At 59.1% G+C, this 14854-nt stretch carries 15 protein-coding genes and 3 pseudogenes; 8 read left to right on the top strand and 10 right to left on the bottom strand.

Going from position 1 to position 14854, the window contains the following annotated elements; genetic code table 11:
• Positions 1-5: 5 nt before the first annotated feature.
• The 3 genes and pseudogenes from PPGU16_RS40155 to PPGU16_RS40145 form a co-directional block, all read left to right on the top strand.
• A pseudogene (locus tag PPGU16_RS40155) lies at positions 6-503 on the top strand (ABC transporter permease); the annotation flags it as partial.
• Between the two features lie 47 nt (positions 504-550).
• A pseudogene (locus PPGU16_RS40150) lies at positions 551-697 on the top strand (SMP-30/gluconolactonase/LRE family protein); the annotation flags it as partial.
• 36 nt (positions 698-733) lie between these two features.
• Positions 734-1465 (top strand): IS6 family transposase, encoded by a 732-nt coding sequence (locus PPGU16_RS40145; protein ID WP_180727631.1) that lies wholly within the window; start codon positions 734-736, stop codon positions 1463-1465.
• A gap of 56 nt (positions 1466-1521) precedes the next feature.
• Here PPGU16_RS40145 and PPGU16_RS40140 read toward each other — a convergent pair.
• Positions 1522-1941 (bottom strand): annotated as a pseudogene (locus PPGU16_RS40140) (IS6 family transposase); the annotation flags it as partial.
• A gap of 338 nt (positions 1942-2279) precedes the next feature.
• On the opposite strand from PPGU16_RS40140, the gene PPGU16_RS40135 reads away from it, so the two are divergent.
• Complete coding sequence (locus PPGU16_RS40135; RefSeq protein ID WP_243460820.1) at positions 2280-3491, top strand: GGDEF domain-containing protein; 1212 nt, start codon at positions 2280-2282, stop codon at positions 3489-3491.
• Between the two features lie 110 nt (positions 3492-3601).
• On the opposite strand, the gene PPGU16_RS40130 is transcribed toward PPGU16_RS40135, so the two are convergent.
• The gene (locus tag PPGU16_RS40130; RefSeq protein WP_207795236.1) at positions 3602-3886 is read right to left on the bottom strand and encodes a hypothetical protein; all 285 of its coding nucleotides are present in this window, start codon (positions 3884-3886) and stop codon (positions 3602-3604) included.
• Positions 3887-4360: 474 nt separating this feature from the next.
• Here PPGU16_RS40130 and PPGU16_RS40125 point away from each other — a divergent pair, with 474 nt between their 5' ends.
• A complete protein-coding gene (locus PPGU16_RS40125; RefSeq protein ID WP_243460819.1) occupies positions 4361-5455 on the top strand; it encodes a zinc ribbon domain-containing protein in 1095 nt (364 codons plus the stop codon).
• A 239-nt stretch (positions 5456-5694) separates the two neighbouring features.
• On the opposite strand, the gene PPGU16_RS40120 is transcribed toward PPGU16_RS40125, so the two are convergent.
• The 3 genes from PPGU16_RS40120 to PPGU16_RS40110 form a co-directional block, all read right to left on the bottom strand.
• Positions 5695-6138, bottom strand: a complete 444-nt coding sequence (locus PPGU16_RS40120) for an HU family DNA-binding protein (RefSeq protein WP_035988144.1) — start codon at positions 6136-6138, stop codon at positions 5695-5697.
• Between the two features lie 390 nt (positions 6139-6528).
• Entirely contained in the window at positions 6529-7488 is a 960-nt protein-coding gene (locus PPGU16_RS40115; RefSeq protein WP_180727627.1) for a D-alanyl-D-alanine carboxypeptidase family protein, read from the bottom strand.
• Positions 7489-7949: 461 nt separating this feature from the next.
• The gene (locus PPGU16_RS40110) at positions 7950-8276 is read right to left on the bottom strand and encodes an H-NS histone family protein (protein WP_180727626.1); all 327 of its coding nucleotides are present in this window, start codon (positions 8274-8276) and stop codon (positions 7950-7952) included.
• Between the two features lie 402 nt (positions 8277-8678).
• Between PPGU16_RS40110 and PPGU16_RS40105 the strand changes: the two genes are divergently transcribed.
• The gene (locus PPGU16_RS40105) at positions 8679-9440 is read left to right on the top strand and encodes an H-NS family nucleoid-associated regulatory protein (protein WP_180727625.1); all 762 of its coding nucleotides are present in this window, start codon (positions 8679-8681) and stop codon (positions 9438-9440) included.
• Between the two features lie 154 nt (positions 9441-9594).
• Here the strand turns inward: PPGU16_RS40105 and PPGU16_RS40100 are convergent, their stop codons facing one another.
• Together PPGU16_RS40100 and PPGU16_RS40095 are read right to left on the bottom strand one after the other, a co-directional pair.
• Positions 9595-9798 (bottom strand): cold-shock protein, encoded by a 204-nt coding sequence (locus PPGU16_RS40100; RefSeq protein WP_007577962.1) that lies wholly within the window; start codon positions 9796-9798, stop codon positions 9595-9597.
• A 281-nt stretch (positions 9799-10079) separates the two neighbouring features.
• Positions 10080-11423, bottom strand: a complete 1344-nt coding sequence (locus tag PPGU16_RS40095) for a hypothetical protein (RefSeq protein WP_180727624.1) — start codon at positions 11421-11423, stop codon at positions 10080-10082.
• Between the two features lie 254 nt (positions 11424-11677).
• Between PPGU16_RS40095 and PPGU16_RS42965 the strand changes: the two genes are divergently transcribed.
• Entirely contained in the window at positions 11678-11872 is a 195-nt protein-coding gene (locus PPGU16_RS42965; protein WP_180727623.1) for a hypothetical protein, read from the top strand.
• Positions 11873-11936: 64 nt separating this feature from the next.
• Here the strand turns inward: PPGU16_RS42965 and PPGU16_RS40085 are convergent, their stop codons facing one another.
• Together PPGU16_RS40085 and PPGU16_RS42955 are read right to left on the bottom strand one after the other, a co-directional pair.
• Positions 11937-12509 (bottom strand): SEL1-like repeat protein, encoded by a 573-nt coding sequence (locus PPGU16_RS40085; RefSeq protein WP_243460818.1) that lies wholly within the window; start codon positions 12507-12509, stop codon positions 11937-11939.
• A gap of 870 nt (positions 12510-13379) precedes the next feature.
• Positions 13380-13661, bottom strand: a complete 282-nt coding sequence (locus PPGU16_RS42955) for a CppA family protein (RefSeq protein WP_243460817.1) — start codon at positions 13659-13661, stop codon at positions 13380-13382.
• A 318-nt stretch (positions 13662-13979) separates the two neighbouring features.
• Here PPGU16_RS42955 and PPGU16_RS40080 point away from each other — a divergent pair, with 318 nt between their 5' ends.
• Positions 13980-14264: a type II toxin-antitoxin system Phd/YefM family antitoxin gene (locus tag PPGU16_RS40080; protein ID WP_180727622.1), complete on the top strand. Its 285-nt coding sequence runs from the start codon at positions 13980-13982 to the stop codon at positions 14262-14264.
• Positions 14265-14266: 2 nt separating this feature from the next.
• Here PPGU16_RS40080 and PPGU16_RS40075 read toward each other — a convergent pair whose 3' ends face one another.
• A complete protein-coding gene (locus PPGU16_RS40075) occupies positions 14267-14776 on the bottom strand; it encodes a hypothetical protein (protein ID WP_180727621.1) in 510 nt (169 codons plus the stop codon).
• Positions 14777-14854: the final 78 nt, after the last annotated feature.

Below are 14854 nucleotides of genomic sequence, written 5' to 3'. Positions count from 1 at the left end.
TCGTGCCCGCGCTCGGTGCGTTCGCGACCGGCCGTTTCCTGAACGTGCCGTATATCGCGCTCCTTGCGCTTGCACTGTCGGGCGCGCTGGCGGTGCTGCTGCATCGCGCGGTGTACGGCCGCAAGCTGTCGGCGATCGGACAGAACGCACGGGCCGCGTGGCTCGCGGGCGTCGACGTGCATCGTACGCGCTGCCTCGCGTACGTGCTGTGCTCGATGATCGCGGCGCTCACGGCGCTTCTGCTCGCGGCGACCTCGGGCGGCGCGTCGCTCGACATGGGCGTCGAGTACATGCTGATTTCGATTGCCGTGGTCGTGATCGGCGGCACGCTGGTCGCCGGCGGCAAGGCGACGATCGTCGGCGTGTGGGGCGCGTCGATGTTCCTGTTTCTCACGAACGCCCCGCTCAACGCGCTTGGCGCGGATGCGGGCGTGCGATCGATCGTCTATGGCGTGCTCATCATCGCGGTGACCGTCGCGGCCGGCGGAAAGGCGGTGCGGTGAAGAGGTGCCAATCGCTTTTCCGATTCACGTCAAGAACGAGAGGGGAGATGAAATCCAGCGACTACGAAGTGCATGATCCGCGTTTCAGGCTGCTGCTTCAGCCCAATGCATTCCTGAGCCGCCTGACAGATGAATGCCTGTGGGCCGAAGGGCCAGTGTATTTCCCGGCGACCGACCTGCTCATATGGAGCGACGGCAATGTCAAGTTGAGTGCGCAGTAAAATGTGGGCATGAAGAAGATCAAGTCGCCGTATCACGGTTTCCGTTTCCCGGCAGCAGTCATTTGCTGCGCGGTACGCTGGTATCACCGTTTCAACCTGAGCCTGCGCGACATCGAGGAACTGCTGCTCGAACGCGGTGTGAGCGTCACCTACGAGTCGGTGCGCAACTGGTGTGACCGCTTTGGCGCGCAGTTTGCACAACGTGCGAAAGCCGAACGCGGCGCTCCGGGCTCGACATGGCACCTCGATGAGCTTATGCTGAAGCTGCGCGGTACACCGTACGTGCTGTGGCGTGCAGTCGATGAGCACGGTACTGAACTGGATATCCTATTGCAGAGGCGCCGCGACAAGGCTGCCGCCAAACGCTTCTTCATGAAGGTACTGCGCTCGCACCCGATACCCAGAAAGATCGTCACCGATCAACTACGCAGCTATTCGGCAGCGAAGGCAGTAGTGCCTGAGCTCTCCGGCGTAAAGCACGTTTTCGTGAAGGCGTCGGCCCGGGTGAACAACCGCGCTGAAAACAGTCACCAGCCCACGCGCCGGCGTGAGCGCCAGATGCAGGGTTTCCGTGATCCACGCCGCACGCAGGAATTCCTGTCGCGCTTCGGTCCAATCCGTCAGCACTTCGCATTGCCCCGACACCGGATGGAAGCGGGCCACCATCGGGAACAACTCAAGGCGAGATTGTCCTCATGGCACGACTGGGCAGGCCTGCAATCCTCACACGCATTTCAATAAGGAAACCTTACTTTAGTGCGCCATTGAATCCTTCCACTCAAACTTGACAAGGCCCTGCGCAGATGATCCGTGACAATCTTGCGCGGTACTTCACCATAGGAAGCGAGCACACGCTCGAAAAACCGCTTCGCGGCAGCCTTCGCGACGCTTCTGCAACAGGACGTCGAGTTCAGCACCGTGCTGATCAACTGCTCGCCACAACAGATATGGCTCGCCGCGCAGCTTCACGAACACCTCGTCCAGATGCCAGGTCGTACCCGGTTCGCGACGAGCCGCCCTAGCCTGACTTGCAAAGCCCGCGCCAAACTTGTTGCACCAGCGGCGGACGGTTTCGTAGCTGACGACTACACCCCGCTCGAACAACGGCTCCTCGCTATCGCGCAGGCTCAGCAGGAACCGGAAATACCAGCGCATGGCGCAACTATAACGACCGCCGGATAACGGTGCCCGTGGTAAAGCGGCTTTGTCTTCTTCATCGCCGCAGCAACGTGACAATGCCCTCCGCGGCAGATGGGATGGTAGTCGTATCGGGCAGTCGTCAATCATTTCCAACGCTGCTCGCTACGGATCGGTCCCGGTAATGGTTGACGTTGACGAAGACTCGCGCCGCTTCCCAAGGGGCCCGAACACGGCCCGGATCTCATGCCATCGAGCAGGCTTGGCTCGAAGGGCATCTGGTGCTCCTGGCGTACAATCGCGTTCGGCGGTACACGGGGTGCCGTACCGTTTCTGGCCGGGGCGGTAACGGCGGCTGACTAACGTACTCTGCAAGTCTACTGCTCGCGGGGCCGACCATTTAACGCCAGGCAGCGCAGTGAAGAAAGGGAGCGACATGCCCGCTCACATAACGCCCAATCAACTCGTCCAGCTGATCATTCCAGGTATTACGACCGTCTTTTCACTCGGTTTTGCCTGTGCGTGGGTCTATGACAAACGGCTGCGCTATCTACGCTTTCTCGCCGCTTCATTTGGTGCTTTTGCACTCGGCTCAGCAGTGCAGATCTGTCACCTGCCGGATGAATGGAAACTAAACGCGCTCGTATCGGCAACGTTTTATGTGCTCAGCATTCAATTGCTGGCGGAAGGCGTCTTGCGCAGGGCAGGGCTTCACTTCCGGCTCGCGACGCATGCGACGACGTTCACGCTCGTACTGGGCGGCATGTATTACTTCTCCTTCGTGGCGTCGAATCTACTCGTGCGCATCTACATTCTTAATCTCAGCGCCGGTCTGTTGATGTTATTCACTGCCGCCCGTTTTCGGAACCGCTGCAATGGCCGCACCATTAATCACGTTCTGCTCTGGGTGCTGCTAATCTTCGGTGCCAGCTTTCTCGTCAGGACGCCGCTCACGGTCATCCAGCCACTACCTCATAAAACTGTCCCGTTTGCACAGACCATTTTCTGGGTGTTACTCCAGATATCGCTCGCGTTGATGGGCTCTGTGCTGGGGCTTGTTCTGCTGGCCGCCGCGATGTCAGACGTGGTAGACCGGCTCGTTCTCGAACGGGATCTGGACTCGCTCACGGAAACCCTGAACCGGCGCGCGTTTGAACGCCTTGCGAGCCGCAGCATTGCGGATAAGAAAAGCTATCCGCTCGCTCTCATCGCTTTCGATATCGACAACTTCAAATCCATCAACGATCGTTACGGGCATGCGGCTGGCGATGCGGTGCTTCGGCAGTTCGGCGCGATCCTGCGCGCCGCGGTGCGCGAGAAAGACGTAGTGGGACGGATCGGCGGCGAGGAGTTCGTGCTTCTGTTGCCGGCCACCGACGGGAAATTCGCGTACCGGATCGCAGAGCGATCTCGCATCGCGCTTGAGTCCTCGCGCTTCGATGAGATCGACGCCACGCTGCGAGTCACAACGAGCGCTGGCATAGCCGCGTATCGACCCGGCGAGGGGGGCGCACCGTTGCTGGCGCGCGCCGATCATCTACTGTACGCGGCAAAACGCGCCGGACGAAACCAGGTGCTCACGGAGTCGTTAGATACCACGCGGGGGGTCTCGGAGCTTGATATTCGGTGATCGGCCCAAAAGTCGGGACGCAGCCGAACAACACCGATGTGTGACATAACTAATGGTGTGGCCTGTTATCGCATCGATGGACGCTATCTCCTGACGCGCCTGTCGCCTCCCTAGTCGAACGGAGAAGCTGTCTTGCCGCTCGTGATGAAATGAGTCAGCCGCTGCTCTGCCTTGATCAGATCTCCTGCACGGGCGCTCGCAAGCTGCGAATCGTGAACCTGGAGAACGACTTCCAGCGTCGCCACCGCCGATGGATCGAGTTGCCACGAGCCTTTCTCGTTGCCGCGCCGGATCCCTGCTTCGAGACCCGCCTCCGCCATGCGGTACAGATCAGGCGCGACGGGCATGTAGCCCATTTCGCCAAGATAGAAGCTCAGGTAGGTCGCGCGGGTCAACTCGTTAAAAAGATAAGAGCTGCCGTGGACCCCGCCACACGCTGCGAGTGCGAGATGGTATCCCAATGAAATTTCGGTGATCCTGGCTTGTGGGAGCGGGAGGAGGGCATTCTTCGAGGGGATAACACGGCGCTTGCCAGAACGTCCACGGTGTTTGGAGCGAGGCATCCTGAAAACCTTGTGGTATGAAAACGCGAGATCGCAGGTAGCTGTTCGGGCATATTGCCTTACGCCGACACCGGCACGTTAGGGGAGAATGTCCGGGATGGCAATCCCGAATATTCTCGGTCGGCACTGCGGGCGAGGAAGGTTTTCCCGCGACACTGCACGACCGGGAAACTCTCGCGGGAGCCCAGCCCGGCGGCACTGCCACGATAGAACGGCACCATCCTCGCGCTGCTAGCCGTCGGGGCGGCCGAAGCCGGAGTTCCACAGCAGACGTAGGGGTCACCATTGATGGGAAAAGAGATCAACATGGGCAACAGCCAGGCATATTCGCGGCCGGCACGTCTGCTGAGAATCGCTTCCTGGATCATCGCGATCGCCTTCGCGATCCTCCTGAACATGTTGGGCTCGCTCGTGATCCGCGATCTGATGTACGCCCCGCGTGGCGGGCGGCCGGAAGTCGCACAGTTCAGCGATGCAGCGACCTCGCCGCTCGCCGCGCAGATGCGTGATTTGCAACTTCAGCGGGATGCACTGAATGACAGGATGGAGAACACTCGCATCGCTCACGACCGCGCAGGCAAGCTGTACGTGGAGGCGCGTGAGAGTTTCAGGAACTGGATCGCTACCAGGCAGGCCACGGGGGACAGCCGCAATGATCCGGAATTGCTTGCACGGACGCGGAAGCTCGACGAACTTCAGACGAGTGTCGTGGGCTGGCAAAGCCAACAGAATGCGCTGGCCGATGAGGCCCGGCCGATCGACGCGCACCTGAAGCAGTTGCGCATCGAGATCGCGGCCGCCAGGCAGGCCGCCGACAAGCGCTACGAGGCGGCAAGCCGTCGTTACGAGCTCATCGTGTTCGGGTGGCGCCTTGCGTTGACGCTCCCGCTTCTCCTCGTTGGCGTATGGCTGTTCATCCGCTTTCGCAAAAGCCGATACTGGCCGTTCGTGTACGGCTTTGGCCTCTTCGCACTGACGGCGTTCTTCGTCGAGCTGGTCCCGTATCTGCCCAGTTTCGGGGGATATGTACGCGTGCTGGTGGGTATCGCGCTCGTGGTGTTCGCCGGAATCTACATGCTCCGTGCGTTCCAGAAATATGTCGAGCGAAAGCGCGCCGATCTGGAGCAGAGTCGGACCGAACGTGCACGTGGCGTCGATTATGAAAAGGCGCTCAGTACGTTCCAGAAGAAGCTGTGCCCGTCGTGCGACAAGCCGTGGCATCTTGGCGGCGAGCAGGCCTCGTACTGCATCCATTGCGGGCTGAATCTCTTCAAAGTCTGCGCCTGCGGCGGCCGTAACTTCGCCTTTTTCCCTTTCTGCAACCAGTGCGGCGAGCCTGTTGCGGAGATGGTGGAACGCCGTTCTGCAGAACCCGGCGAGCGGCCGCCAGCAAGTAACTGACAGAACCCGTTTTTCTGGATGCGCTGCCCAACGGAAAGCGCTTTGGTCACACCAGCCGGCTAGCCGATGGTCAGTTGAGTCGGAACGGATAGATGAGATGCTTCGGGAGCCAGACGTAGCGAACGTGAAGAGCTGCCGACCTGCATGGTGAGGGATACGAGGGCTGAAATGAACGCGGGCGCCGACATCGGCGCCCGCACAGGTCGCTGCCTGGAGGCAGCGGATCAAAGCCGTTGCATTTATGCAGCCGCGTCCTTGAGCTTCTTCAAAGCGCGCGCCTTGATGCGAACCGTCGCCGGTTTCGCGTCGAACCAACGTTCCTCGCCCGTGAACGGATCCTTGCCGAAGCGCTTCTTCTTCGCGGGCACTTGCTGAACCGTGATCTTCAGAAGACCCGATAGCGTGAATTCGCCGGCACCCTTCTTGTGAACCGAGCCGAGGATGGTGTCTTCCAGCGCGGCGAGAATCGCTTTCGCGGCTTTTGGTTCAACATTAGCCGCTTGTGCAACGTGATTGGCGAGCGAAGCTTTTGTGAACGTCTCTTTCACAGGTGCGCCGGCGACCAGCTTTTTCGCCGTCCCGTTTGCAGCCTTTGCCGGTGCAGCCTTGGTAGCCGGTTTGGCAGCTTTCGGAGCAGCCTTCGATGCGGTCTTGGTTGCCGTCTTCGTTGCAGTCTTTGCCATAGTCGTGGATGACTCACTTTCGAATTGGGAAGTGCTCGCCGCAGTTCATGCCGCAAGCACAGGCATTCTATGACGTCCGGTGCGCTATGTGTCAATAAAAAGCCTTGAAACAGGCGCTGAAATGAACTTCCCGCAACACAATTCGCTCGATGGACCACAAAAAAGTTGGGGGACGGGACGTCACTCATGTAGACGACGGACGGTTACTGACCATGGGTGAGTGTTTTCAGGATGCCTGGGATTGCTTCAGACTCTGGACTCGGTCTATGGCTCCACGACTCGCTTACGACTCCATTAACCGAAATCGTTTCCGCGGAAATGCGGCGGTGGAACGGGATGAGGATCGTTCTGGTGTCGACGGCACCGCGTGTCTTGCGAGATCAGGCGCGCTTACGCACCGGCTCGACTGGCGATCACGCGGCGCGTTGCATGGCGATGTGACGGGCCGGTCGACGCGAATCGCACCTTTACGCGATGCGGTTGGCTGGCGACGACCGAGTGGCTGTGATGAGAATGGGCAGAGGCGTGGTACAGCCTGGGTACGGCTACGGGCCTTTCATCGCCGTTCACCCAGTTGCGGATCGTGGCCAGATCAGCGGAGCGGGCACTGGATGAACGTGCGCCAAGCAGCGCAATGATCACCGGACCTCTCTGCATCGCGACGTCGACCACGATGCAGCGACCGGCCTCGCGCGTGTATCCGGTTTTGGCGAGTTGAACGTCCCAATCCGTCCAGCGGACGACGGGATCCGTGTTGCGATAGAAACGCGTCCGGCTGCCAATTGTCTGTTCGTATGCTGTCAGCGTGGTAAATGAACTGATCATCGGATAGTGCGACGCTTCGATTGCCAGTTTGACAACATCGCGAGCCGTCGAGACATTGTTCGGCGAAAGTCCTGTCGGATCCTCGAAATGCGTGTCGGGCGTGATTAGTCCGCGCGCCTTCAGATTCATCTGCGCGATGAACGCCGATTGGCCGCCGGGGAACGAGCGTGACAGGGCGGACGCCGCACGGTTTTCGGACGACATCAGTGCAAGGCGAAGCATCGCCTCGCGTTCGAGCGACGTACCGACGGGTATCCGGGAACCCGAGTGCTTGATCCGGTCGATGTCGGCCTCGTCAATGGTCAGCTTATCTCCCATCTTCTGTGCCTTGTCGAGCACGACCATCGCAGTCATCAGTTTGGTCAGCGACGCGATGGGGCGGAGATCGTCGGCATTCTTTTCCAGCAAGACTTCGCCACGCGTAACGTCGTACACGATCGCGCTCGGGGAGTAGAGCGACGGGGCGTCGGCACGCGCGCATAGAGACGTGGCCGCGAGCAGCAGTGCGCAGATCAATTTCTTCATGTCATTCTCACTTCGGAACTGCGACCTGCAATTCGGAGGCAGGGGACACTCCATGCGCAAGATCGTCTTCGTGCAATATAAATGTAGTCGCGCGAATCAGGTTCGGGTGTGGGAATGTGAACAGAATTTTAAAGGCCGTCGGACGCAATTCGCCGAAGCCCGCGGCGATGGTCAGAAGAGGGAAGGCTGTTCAGCGGGAGCGATGTCGGGCAGCGCTTTTCTGAGCCGCTGCGCGGGGAGGCACTCTTCCGTGTGCTCAGGTCGATAAAAGGTGAGGATTTCCAGGAGTCGCGCCAGTTCTAACCTCGAGATCCGGGCGAGCCGGGATGCTCGCGATGCGATGGATCGAACATCCTTTCCATCATCGCTTTTATCTCCACAGCCCTGAAGGCAACAGGGCCGCGCGCTATCGAATCCGTTTGTTGCAACCGGTGTTCTCACAGCACGAGAAGGTGAACTCGTCAGTCAGTGTACTGCCGCGCAAGTGGACTCCCCGCGAACGGGTCGTCGCGCCAGTCGATCGTCTTCCGCTGGCTATCCTGCACGGGTGATGCCGATGCCACCTCAAAATGTTCGAGTCTTTGTCCTGCGCTAATCGCCTGCTTCAGCCACTGGGGCATTTCCCCGTCGCCTGTCCAGGTATTGCCCGTCGCATTTTGATACCGGGCGGGTTTCTGCGTTACCTGATCGCCCGCTATTGCTGACGCCAGGTCGTCCGGCTCAATGCCGTATTCTTCCATGCGGTGGCGGAGATAAGCGATCATGCTGTCCCGCTTACGTTCATCCATTCGTTTTTATCCGTGAGTACCGTCCGACTATTTCTTCCACATGATCTGTGGACAACCTGTCTGAAGCGGATTTGATCTGCTCAATCGCGTTGGTCGGGGAGCGGCCGTCGCCGCTTTCCAGCCGAAGATTAAAGCAGCAGTTATCTCGTCAGCTCGCGCATTTGAGGTTGCGGTTTCGGCGCCGGAACTGAGTGACGCCGGGGTGGCGGTCCGCCTATAGCCGCTTTTGTAGCACAGCGATCGTCGTCGCTCATCCTTTGATCCTGCATTAACCAGATCTGACGAAGCACCGGGATTAGTCGTTCTGAGCTTGAGACTCTTTCAATTGTAGCGTGCCACTATCGACGCGCGTCTTACTTGCTGGCATAGTTCGGCCACTACTACATACAGAAAGGGGAAAGAATGGCTACGCTCGAAAACGTGCAGGCGAAAATCGCCAGGTTGCAGGCCCAGGCCGAAGCGCTTGCCGCGAAGCAGTCGTCCGGCGTCATCGCGAAGATTCGTGACATCATGGAAAAGCATGGCTTGACCATTGCCGACATCGAGGCACATCCGGGCGGCAAGAAGCGTGGCCGCAAGCCAGGCGCCAGGACAGTTGCCAGGCCAGCAGCATCGGCAAAGTACCGTCATCCGAAGACGGGTGCTACCTGGACGGGGCACGGCCGCGCGCCGGCGTGGATCGCGAGCGCACGTGACCGGACGAAGTTTCTGATCGACGGCGGTGCTGCAAAATCGGCCATTGCTGCAACGAAACCAGTAACGACGGGCAACTATGTGAAGGGCCCCCAGGCGCCGAAATACCGCGACCCAAAGAGTGGGGCGACGTGGAGTGGCCGCGGCCCTGCACCGGCATGGTTGGCTGGCGCCAAAGACCGTTCGAAGTTTCTGATTGTCGCCGCGGCAGAGGGCGCCTCGGGCTCGAAGGCCGTTTCGCCCAGGAAGGCAGCCGCAAAGAAAGCCGCGACGAAAAAGGTGACAGGAAAAACGGTCGCCGCGAAGAAAGTCAAGGCAGTAACGAAGCCGATGCCGGCGAAGAAGGCAGCAGTCACGAAAGCTACGGCGAAAGAAGCGGTGGCGAGTAAGGCACCTGCGAAGCGGGCGCCGCAGAACCCGGTAACGGCTGCGCTGACCAGTGATAGCGCCTCGGCGCCAGTCGCCGCCTGATTGTCGGTGGGGTGACTGGCCATGAGCAGGACTTGTCCGTCCTGCTCGACCCGGCGTACCGTAATGCCACCCAATGCATGGACTTCTGACGCGTTAAACCAAAAAATTTGACCCGCACAAGGCGGGTCATTTGTCAGGACGATGCGCGCGCCAGTTAGACTGGCTTGATATTGGCGGCCTGCTTGCCCTTCGGTCCCATCTTCACTTCGAAACTGACTTTCTGGTTTTCCTGCAATGACTTGAAGCCTTCCGTCTTGATTTCGGAGAAGTGGGCGAACAGGTCTTCGCCGCCTTCGTCCGGCGTGATGAATCCAAAGCCCTTCGCATCGTTAAACCATTTCACTGTACCAGTTGCCATTTTTGAACCTGTAGACGTTGAAAATCGCATTTGCGAATGCGACGCGAATGCGGTACGGCACGGAAGCGGCCGCCCGCGACGGAAGACTTTTTACCATGCCGGGATGAGACCTGCCATCAGCAGGTCCACGGACAGCACACCCTACGCTTCCCGGTGGCCCGAATCGGTTCAGGCTCCGGTCGTTCTGGCCAACGGCGGCTGCATTATCTGATGCTGTTGCGGATTCGTGAGTCGCCGCGGCAACCGTTTCGCACGAAGGGGCCTGGCACGCTACCACCGACTCACAACAGGACCGCTTGCTGCAAAAGTTCCAGCGCTTTCAATTCGTCCAGTCGACCCGTGCGCGCTTTACCTGCTAGCGTCTTGATCAACGCCTCCGCTATCGGTTCAATACCACGAAGATTGTCCAGGCTGGTCACGGAAGAGAAGGGGTGCGATACCGGGTTTCGCTGCAGTATTGCGGAGGCGGAGAGCGACTCAAGGGTAGCCGGTTTGGCAGTCGGTGCCTCGTCATGACTCTCTTCAAGCGGGCTGACGACGATCGTCTCTTGCTCTCCTGTGACATCCGCCGGAACAGGCGAGGGGCTTTCCGACTCGCCCGGGTCGCCCGCACGTGAGCGCTTCGTGTGCGCTTTCGCTTTGGCGAGCTTCGTTCGTGGCGTGCCATCGTCTGTTGCGGTCGCCCGCGCCTCGTCTTGTTGGGGGGATACGCGACCACGCGAAGCAGGCGTAAGCATACGCGACACCGACTCTGGAATCTCAGCTTCGGAGCGCGGCGTGTCCAGCCAGCCAGGTGGTAGACCCAGTCGCTCCGTGAACCGGTTTGCTTCGATACTGTCCATGCGCTTCTTGCCATGTAGCCGATCGGCTATGTTGAATCCACTCATCTCCATGACCACGCCAAGTCTTACTTTTGATCCGTTGCGACTCGTGAGAATGTGGAGGTTAGCACGTCGGATGTTCTCCACCTCGACGCTGTCGCTCAGTGCCAGCGGTTGCTGTTGAGGGGTTTTAGGCGACGCTTTGTCTTTCGAAGGCGAAGCTTTGAGCGGCGCACGAGGTTCAGGCTGTTCGGCCGTTCCGCTCCGACTGTTCCTGACGGCTGTGGGCGACCCGCCCGCTACTTTCTTTGGCATTTGCGCTTCCTCGGACACACTGTCTTTAAGTGATGGTTGCTGATCGACGTTCAGAGCAGAAGCCAGCTTAAGTGCTTCCGACTCCCCGTCAGGTCCGTCGTCCATTTGAATGAGGTCAAGCGGTGACTTCAGACGGGCGACGATTTCGGGTGCGAGCGCAGGGTTGGGCTGGTCAAAAAAGCCGTGCGGTAACCCAAGCGTGGTTTCCATGTGAAAGGCGGTCTCGGGCGTAAACCGTTCGCCTTTCATCAGTTCGGCCACGCGCATCATGTTCGATTCAAGGGCTATCGCAATGTTCTCTGCGCCTACCGCATCAACCAGAAACTGAAACGATCGTGTGCTGAAGATGGAGGCAGTCTGGTAGGCGTCTCGAGGAGGCGCCTTCACATACGGCTGTGCCTGCCGGTTGGGCGGAGATTGTTTGACGTACCGGGATTGGCGTTGGCTGCTGTCCCGGGATCCCGCATGTCGCCCGCGGGCTTGACTCATAAGGTACCGCTCCATGCGATGTGGATATTCTGAATCTCGATTATAGGGGAGGCAACGTTGCCAACTGGCGCATCAGTCGCTACGTATGCGTCTCTGCCGGGCGTCCAGCGGCAAAACGGCCGTCCTCATGCTGTCACATTTCGACGTCAAGCTTTTTGCCCTCGGTATTAAATCCACCTTTGTGGGTCGTCATCGAACGTCAGTCACTGGAAACCTGACGACCCGCGTATCTCTCTTTGCATCAGGAGCATCACGTGTTGAGCGCCCACCAATTTGCAACATTGATGCTGGTTAAGGACTCCGCCGATCACATCGCCGATCGGGAGGAACTTGGTACGTTGCTTGAACAGCAGCTTGTCGCACTGGAGCGACTTGCGGGCGGAGCAGTACGCCTTCGCATCACGGAGGACGGCGAGTCTCTTCTCCGTCACCTTGCCTTTATCCATTGATGAGAGAAATCCGTCGGGCGCCTCTCAGGACCTTCCACCCGCCCGACTCGCTGGCGGTAGGGCCTTAACGCAACGCTTCCAGACGGTGTTGGCAACGTTTGTCATCTCCACCGCGTCGATAGCTCTGCATGGCCTTTGTGCGGTTCGGGAGACCGCTCCTGTCTTCTGCACCCCACACGCCCTCCCAGAAAAGTCCGAGATTGTGTGCTGAGGCTTTGTGTCCCAGTTCGATGGCCTGCTCATAGAGCGAGCGCGCACGGCTCACATCCGCCTGCATGCCCCGCCCCAGTCGTGCGCTGTCGGCCAGCGCGGCGGCCGACAGCCCGCGCAGAGGACCGTCCGCGGTTTCATCCTTTATCACATCTTCAAGAATCGCGTTACCTCGCTCAAAGTCCGCGTCCCCACCTGTTGGTGTGACGAGTGATATGGCCATTGCCGTTCGCCAGGCCGGATGGCGGTTCGCGCCAATGCGCTCAGGTAGCCAGCGGCCCAGATAGGGTGCATGGTTTAACGTGCTGGTGAGAAGGGCGTTTGCGATTGCGGCGAGCGACTCTGGTGACAGGAATCCAGTCTTGTTTGCCGCAATGACGTGGCGCGAGAATTTTTCGACATCCAGCGCAGGGTCGGCGCGACGCAACTGATGCCATTCGCGCTCGATTGACCGACCCAGCTTTCCATTTTCATGGTGAGCGATCCCGTGGTGAAGAATGCACCTTATTCTATCTCACCTTTTGCTGGTTGCAATCTGCGGATTTAGAGGTCCGTGGCGCCCGCCACCAGGCAAGGCAGCATCAAGACTGTGCCCCGATATGGGGAGCCAGGATCGCCTCTTGGAATAAGGATTCCTTAATTGATAAACGAGTAAGGCAGTGCGCAGGATCAGGAGTTCAATCCGCTCGTTGTTCAGACGCACGGGGGCGGTATGCGTTGTTGGTGTATCGACGCGGGGAACAGCCAGACGCTTGCCAACGATCACGCGTGCAATGTAATCAACGCGATGACGACGACCGGTGATGGTTTCAACTCTAGTCCTACTTCACGCAGTGTGGTCAGCGCGGGTGTGGGTCTCGTGCATCGGTTTTAACGCAGGTTGAAGTTTCTGAAGCAGGACAGGGCGCTCCGATTGCGCCGCTTCGCAATTCATCCTCGTCGCTTGCGCACGCCCAGAAATTCTCTCTGGTCACTTTTTATTCTGCGAACGCCCGGCGTCCAGCCACTCAAGGAGTGTCCGATGACCATCGAGTTAAAGGCCGAATGCGCTCCGGCTCCTGTTTTTAGCCGTTCGAGTGCGCGGTTGTAGGACGCGAGCGCCTACGGGCGCGCTGTCCGGTGTGCCTGACGCCTTCGATGTGGCCGAGGTGCGCGGCGATAACCCACTTACACTCTGGTAACTGCCCGGACGCTGCGCGCGGGTAGAGCCGCGAGACGGAGAGAATCGAATTCTCGATCGGCACGAGATGGCCACGGATGACGCGTGAGCCCATCTGGGCCCTGCTCGGACGGATCCCTACCTCGCAGCGCCCAGTTTTGCTGTCGCCGTTCTGGCTGCGAGAATGCTCCGGATGGTCGCAAGGGAGTAGTCGGCCACCGGACTCGAGGTTTGTCGAAGCGGCGCGGAAAACGCCGGAATTCTCACGCCAAGGCGCCTGCAAACTGTCGAGAGGTAAGGTTTGCCCGATCCGGCGCACTGTGCGACAGCGCTGGCGATCGCGGCATCGCCAACGTGCTTGCGAAGCCATTCGAGGGTTTGCCGATCTTTCTCGTTATAGACCCTGACCAGGTGCTCCATTACGCCTCCCGAAGTGCTGTATATAAACACAGTACTGTAAATTTATACAGTTTCCAGGTAGATGGCAAGGACTCGTGGTTGCTTCATGCGAGCGTGCCACCGGATCGTAGGTACGATAGCGCCCACCGGTGCGAAATAAAGGGCGCTAACGAACGCATCTATTAACTTTGTATCGCGGGTCGTTCCGCTTTCCCTGCCATGCACCCAGGTGGGCATCGCGGGAGCCTGTCCATACGAGTGAGTTACAACGGATGGCCGCTGCTGTCGGACCGATAATGGTCTATATTTGGTCCTATCAGACCAGCAATGGAGCAGTGGATGCATATCGCCGATCACGTAAAGCCAATCAGCTACCTCAAGAGCGAAGCGGCACAAATCGTCAAGGACCTGACCGAATCGGGAGAGCCGCTCATCATCACGCAGAACGGCGAAGCAAAGCTGGTTGTTCAGGATGTGCGGACGTATGAAGCGACGCAACAGACAATCGCACTCTTGAAGATCCTGGCCATCGGCCAAAAACAGATCGACCGCGCAGATCACATCGACGGCGACGAATTCTTTGCGGAGCTTAACGAACTCGACCGCCACGAGAAGCTTCGCTAATGTCAGCCCCGCTGTTGAAGTACCGCATCCTGCCGACCGCCCGAATCGGCATCGATGAGCTGAGAAGTTACATAGTTCGAACGTTCGGGTGGGAGACATGGAGACAGACGTCGGCGCAGCTCCAGCAAACTGTCGCGCACATCCGTCAGTTTTCCGAAAGCGGCTACGTCCCCGCTGAACTCGAGGGCTTCGTCGATGACAGTTTTCGACAAGCCGTTTCTGGCAAGAACCGGATCATCTATCAGGTGCGGGACGATACCATTTACATGCACCTCGTCGTCGAACTCGACGCGATCTGCTGGGCCTTCTCCAAAGAATCGTGCTGCGGCTGTTGTAAGCCACAACGACGTGACGCGGCCGACACGGAAATCAGGAGTCCTTGACCTGAAGGACGAGTATTCCGAAGCGAGCTCGAAGAGGTATTCATTCACCGCTCGAGAATTTTTTTCTAAGCTGGGCGGCGCCTTCACGTTAGGCGGACAACAGCGAACGTAAGCCTTGATGCGCTTCATTCGCAACAGCCGCGGCTAGTTTGGACTTTCCCACGCCGCCTATACCCACGAGCGTTACGATACGACATCGATCGAGAA

The organism is Paraburkholderia largidicola (genome assembly GCF_013426895.1).
In the GTDB taxonomy this organism is placed as follows: Bacteria; Pseudomonadota; Gammaproteobacteria; order Burkholderiales; family Burkholderiaceae; genus Paraburkholderia; species Paraburkholderia largidicola.
Note: the sequence above shows the minus strand (reverse complement) of the source record. Positions and strands in the feature narration are given on the sequence as shown.

Coding starts and splice junctions, on each gene's coding strand:
- PPGU16_RS40145 (WP_180727631.1), top strand. CDS start 734: ATGAAGAAGATCAAGTCGCCGTATCACGGTTTCCGTTTCCCGGCAGCA.
- PPGU16_RS40125 (WP_243460819.1), top strand. CDS start 4,361: ATGGGCAACAGCCAGGCATATTCGCGGCCGGCACGTCTGCTGAGAATC.
- PPGU16_RS40120 (WP_035988144.1), bottom strand. CDS start 6,138: ATGGCAAAGACTGCAACGAAGACGGCAACCAAGACCGCATCGAAGGCT.
- PPGU16_RS40115 (WP_180727627.1), bottom strand. CDS start 7,488: ATGAAGAAATTGATCTGCGCACTGCTGCTCGCGGCCACGTCTCTATGC.
- PPGU16_RS40110 (WP_180727626.1), bottom strand. CDS start 8,276: ATGGATGAACGTAAGCGGGACAGCATGATCGCTTATCTCCGCCACCGC.
- PPGU16_RS40105 (WP_180727625.1), top strand. CDS start 8,679: ATGGCTACGCTCGAAAACGTGCAGGCGAAAATCGCCAGGTTGCAGGCC.
- PPGU16_RS40100 (WP_007577962.1), bottom strand. CDS start 9,798: ATGGCAACTGGTACAGTGAAATGGTTTAACGATGCGAAGGGCTTTGGA.
- PPGU16_RS40095 (WP_180727624.1), bottom strand. CDS start 11,423: ATGAGTCAAGCCCGCGGGCGACATGCGGGATCCCGGGACAGCAGCCAA.
- PPGU16_RS42955 (WP_243460817.1), bottom strand. CDS start 13,661: ATGGAGCACCTGGTCAGGGTCTATAACGAGAAAGATCGGCAAACCCTC.
- PPGU16_RS40080 (WP_180727622.1), top strand. CDS start 13,980: ATGCATATCGCCGATCACGTAAAGCCAATCAGCTACCTCAAGAGCGAA.
- PPGU16_RS40075 (WP_180727621.1), bottom strand. CDS start 14,776: ATGAAGCGCATCAAGGCTTACGTTCGCTGTTGTCCGCCTAACGTGAAG.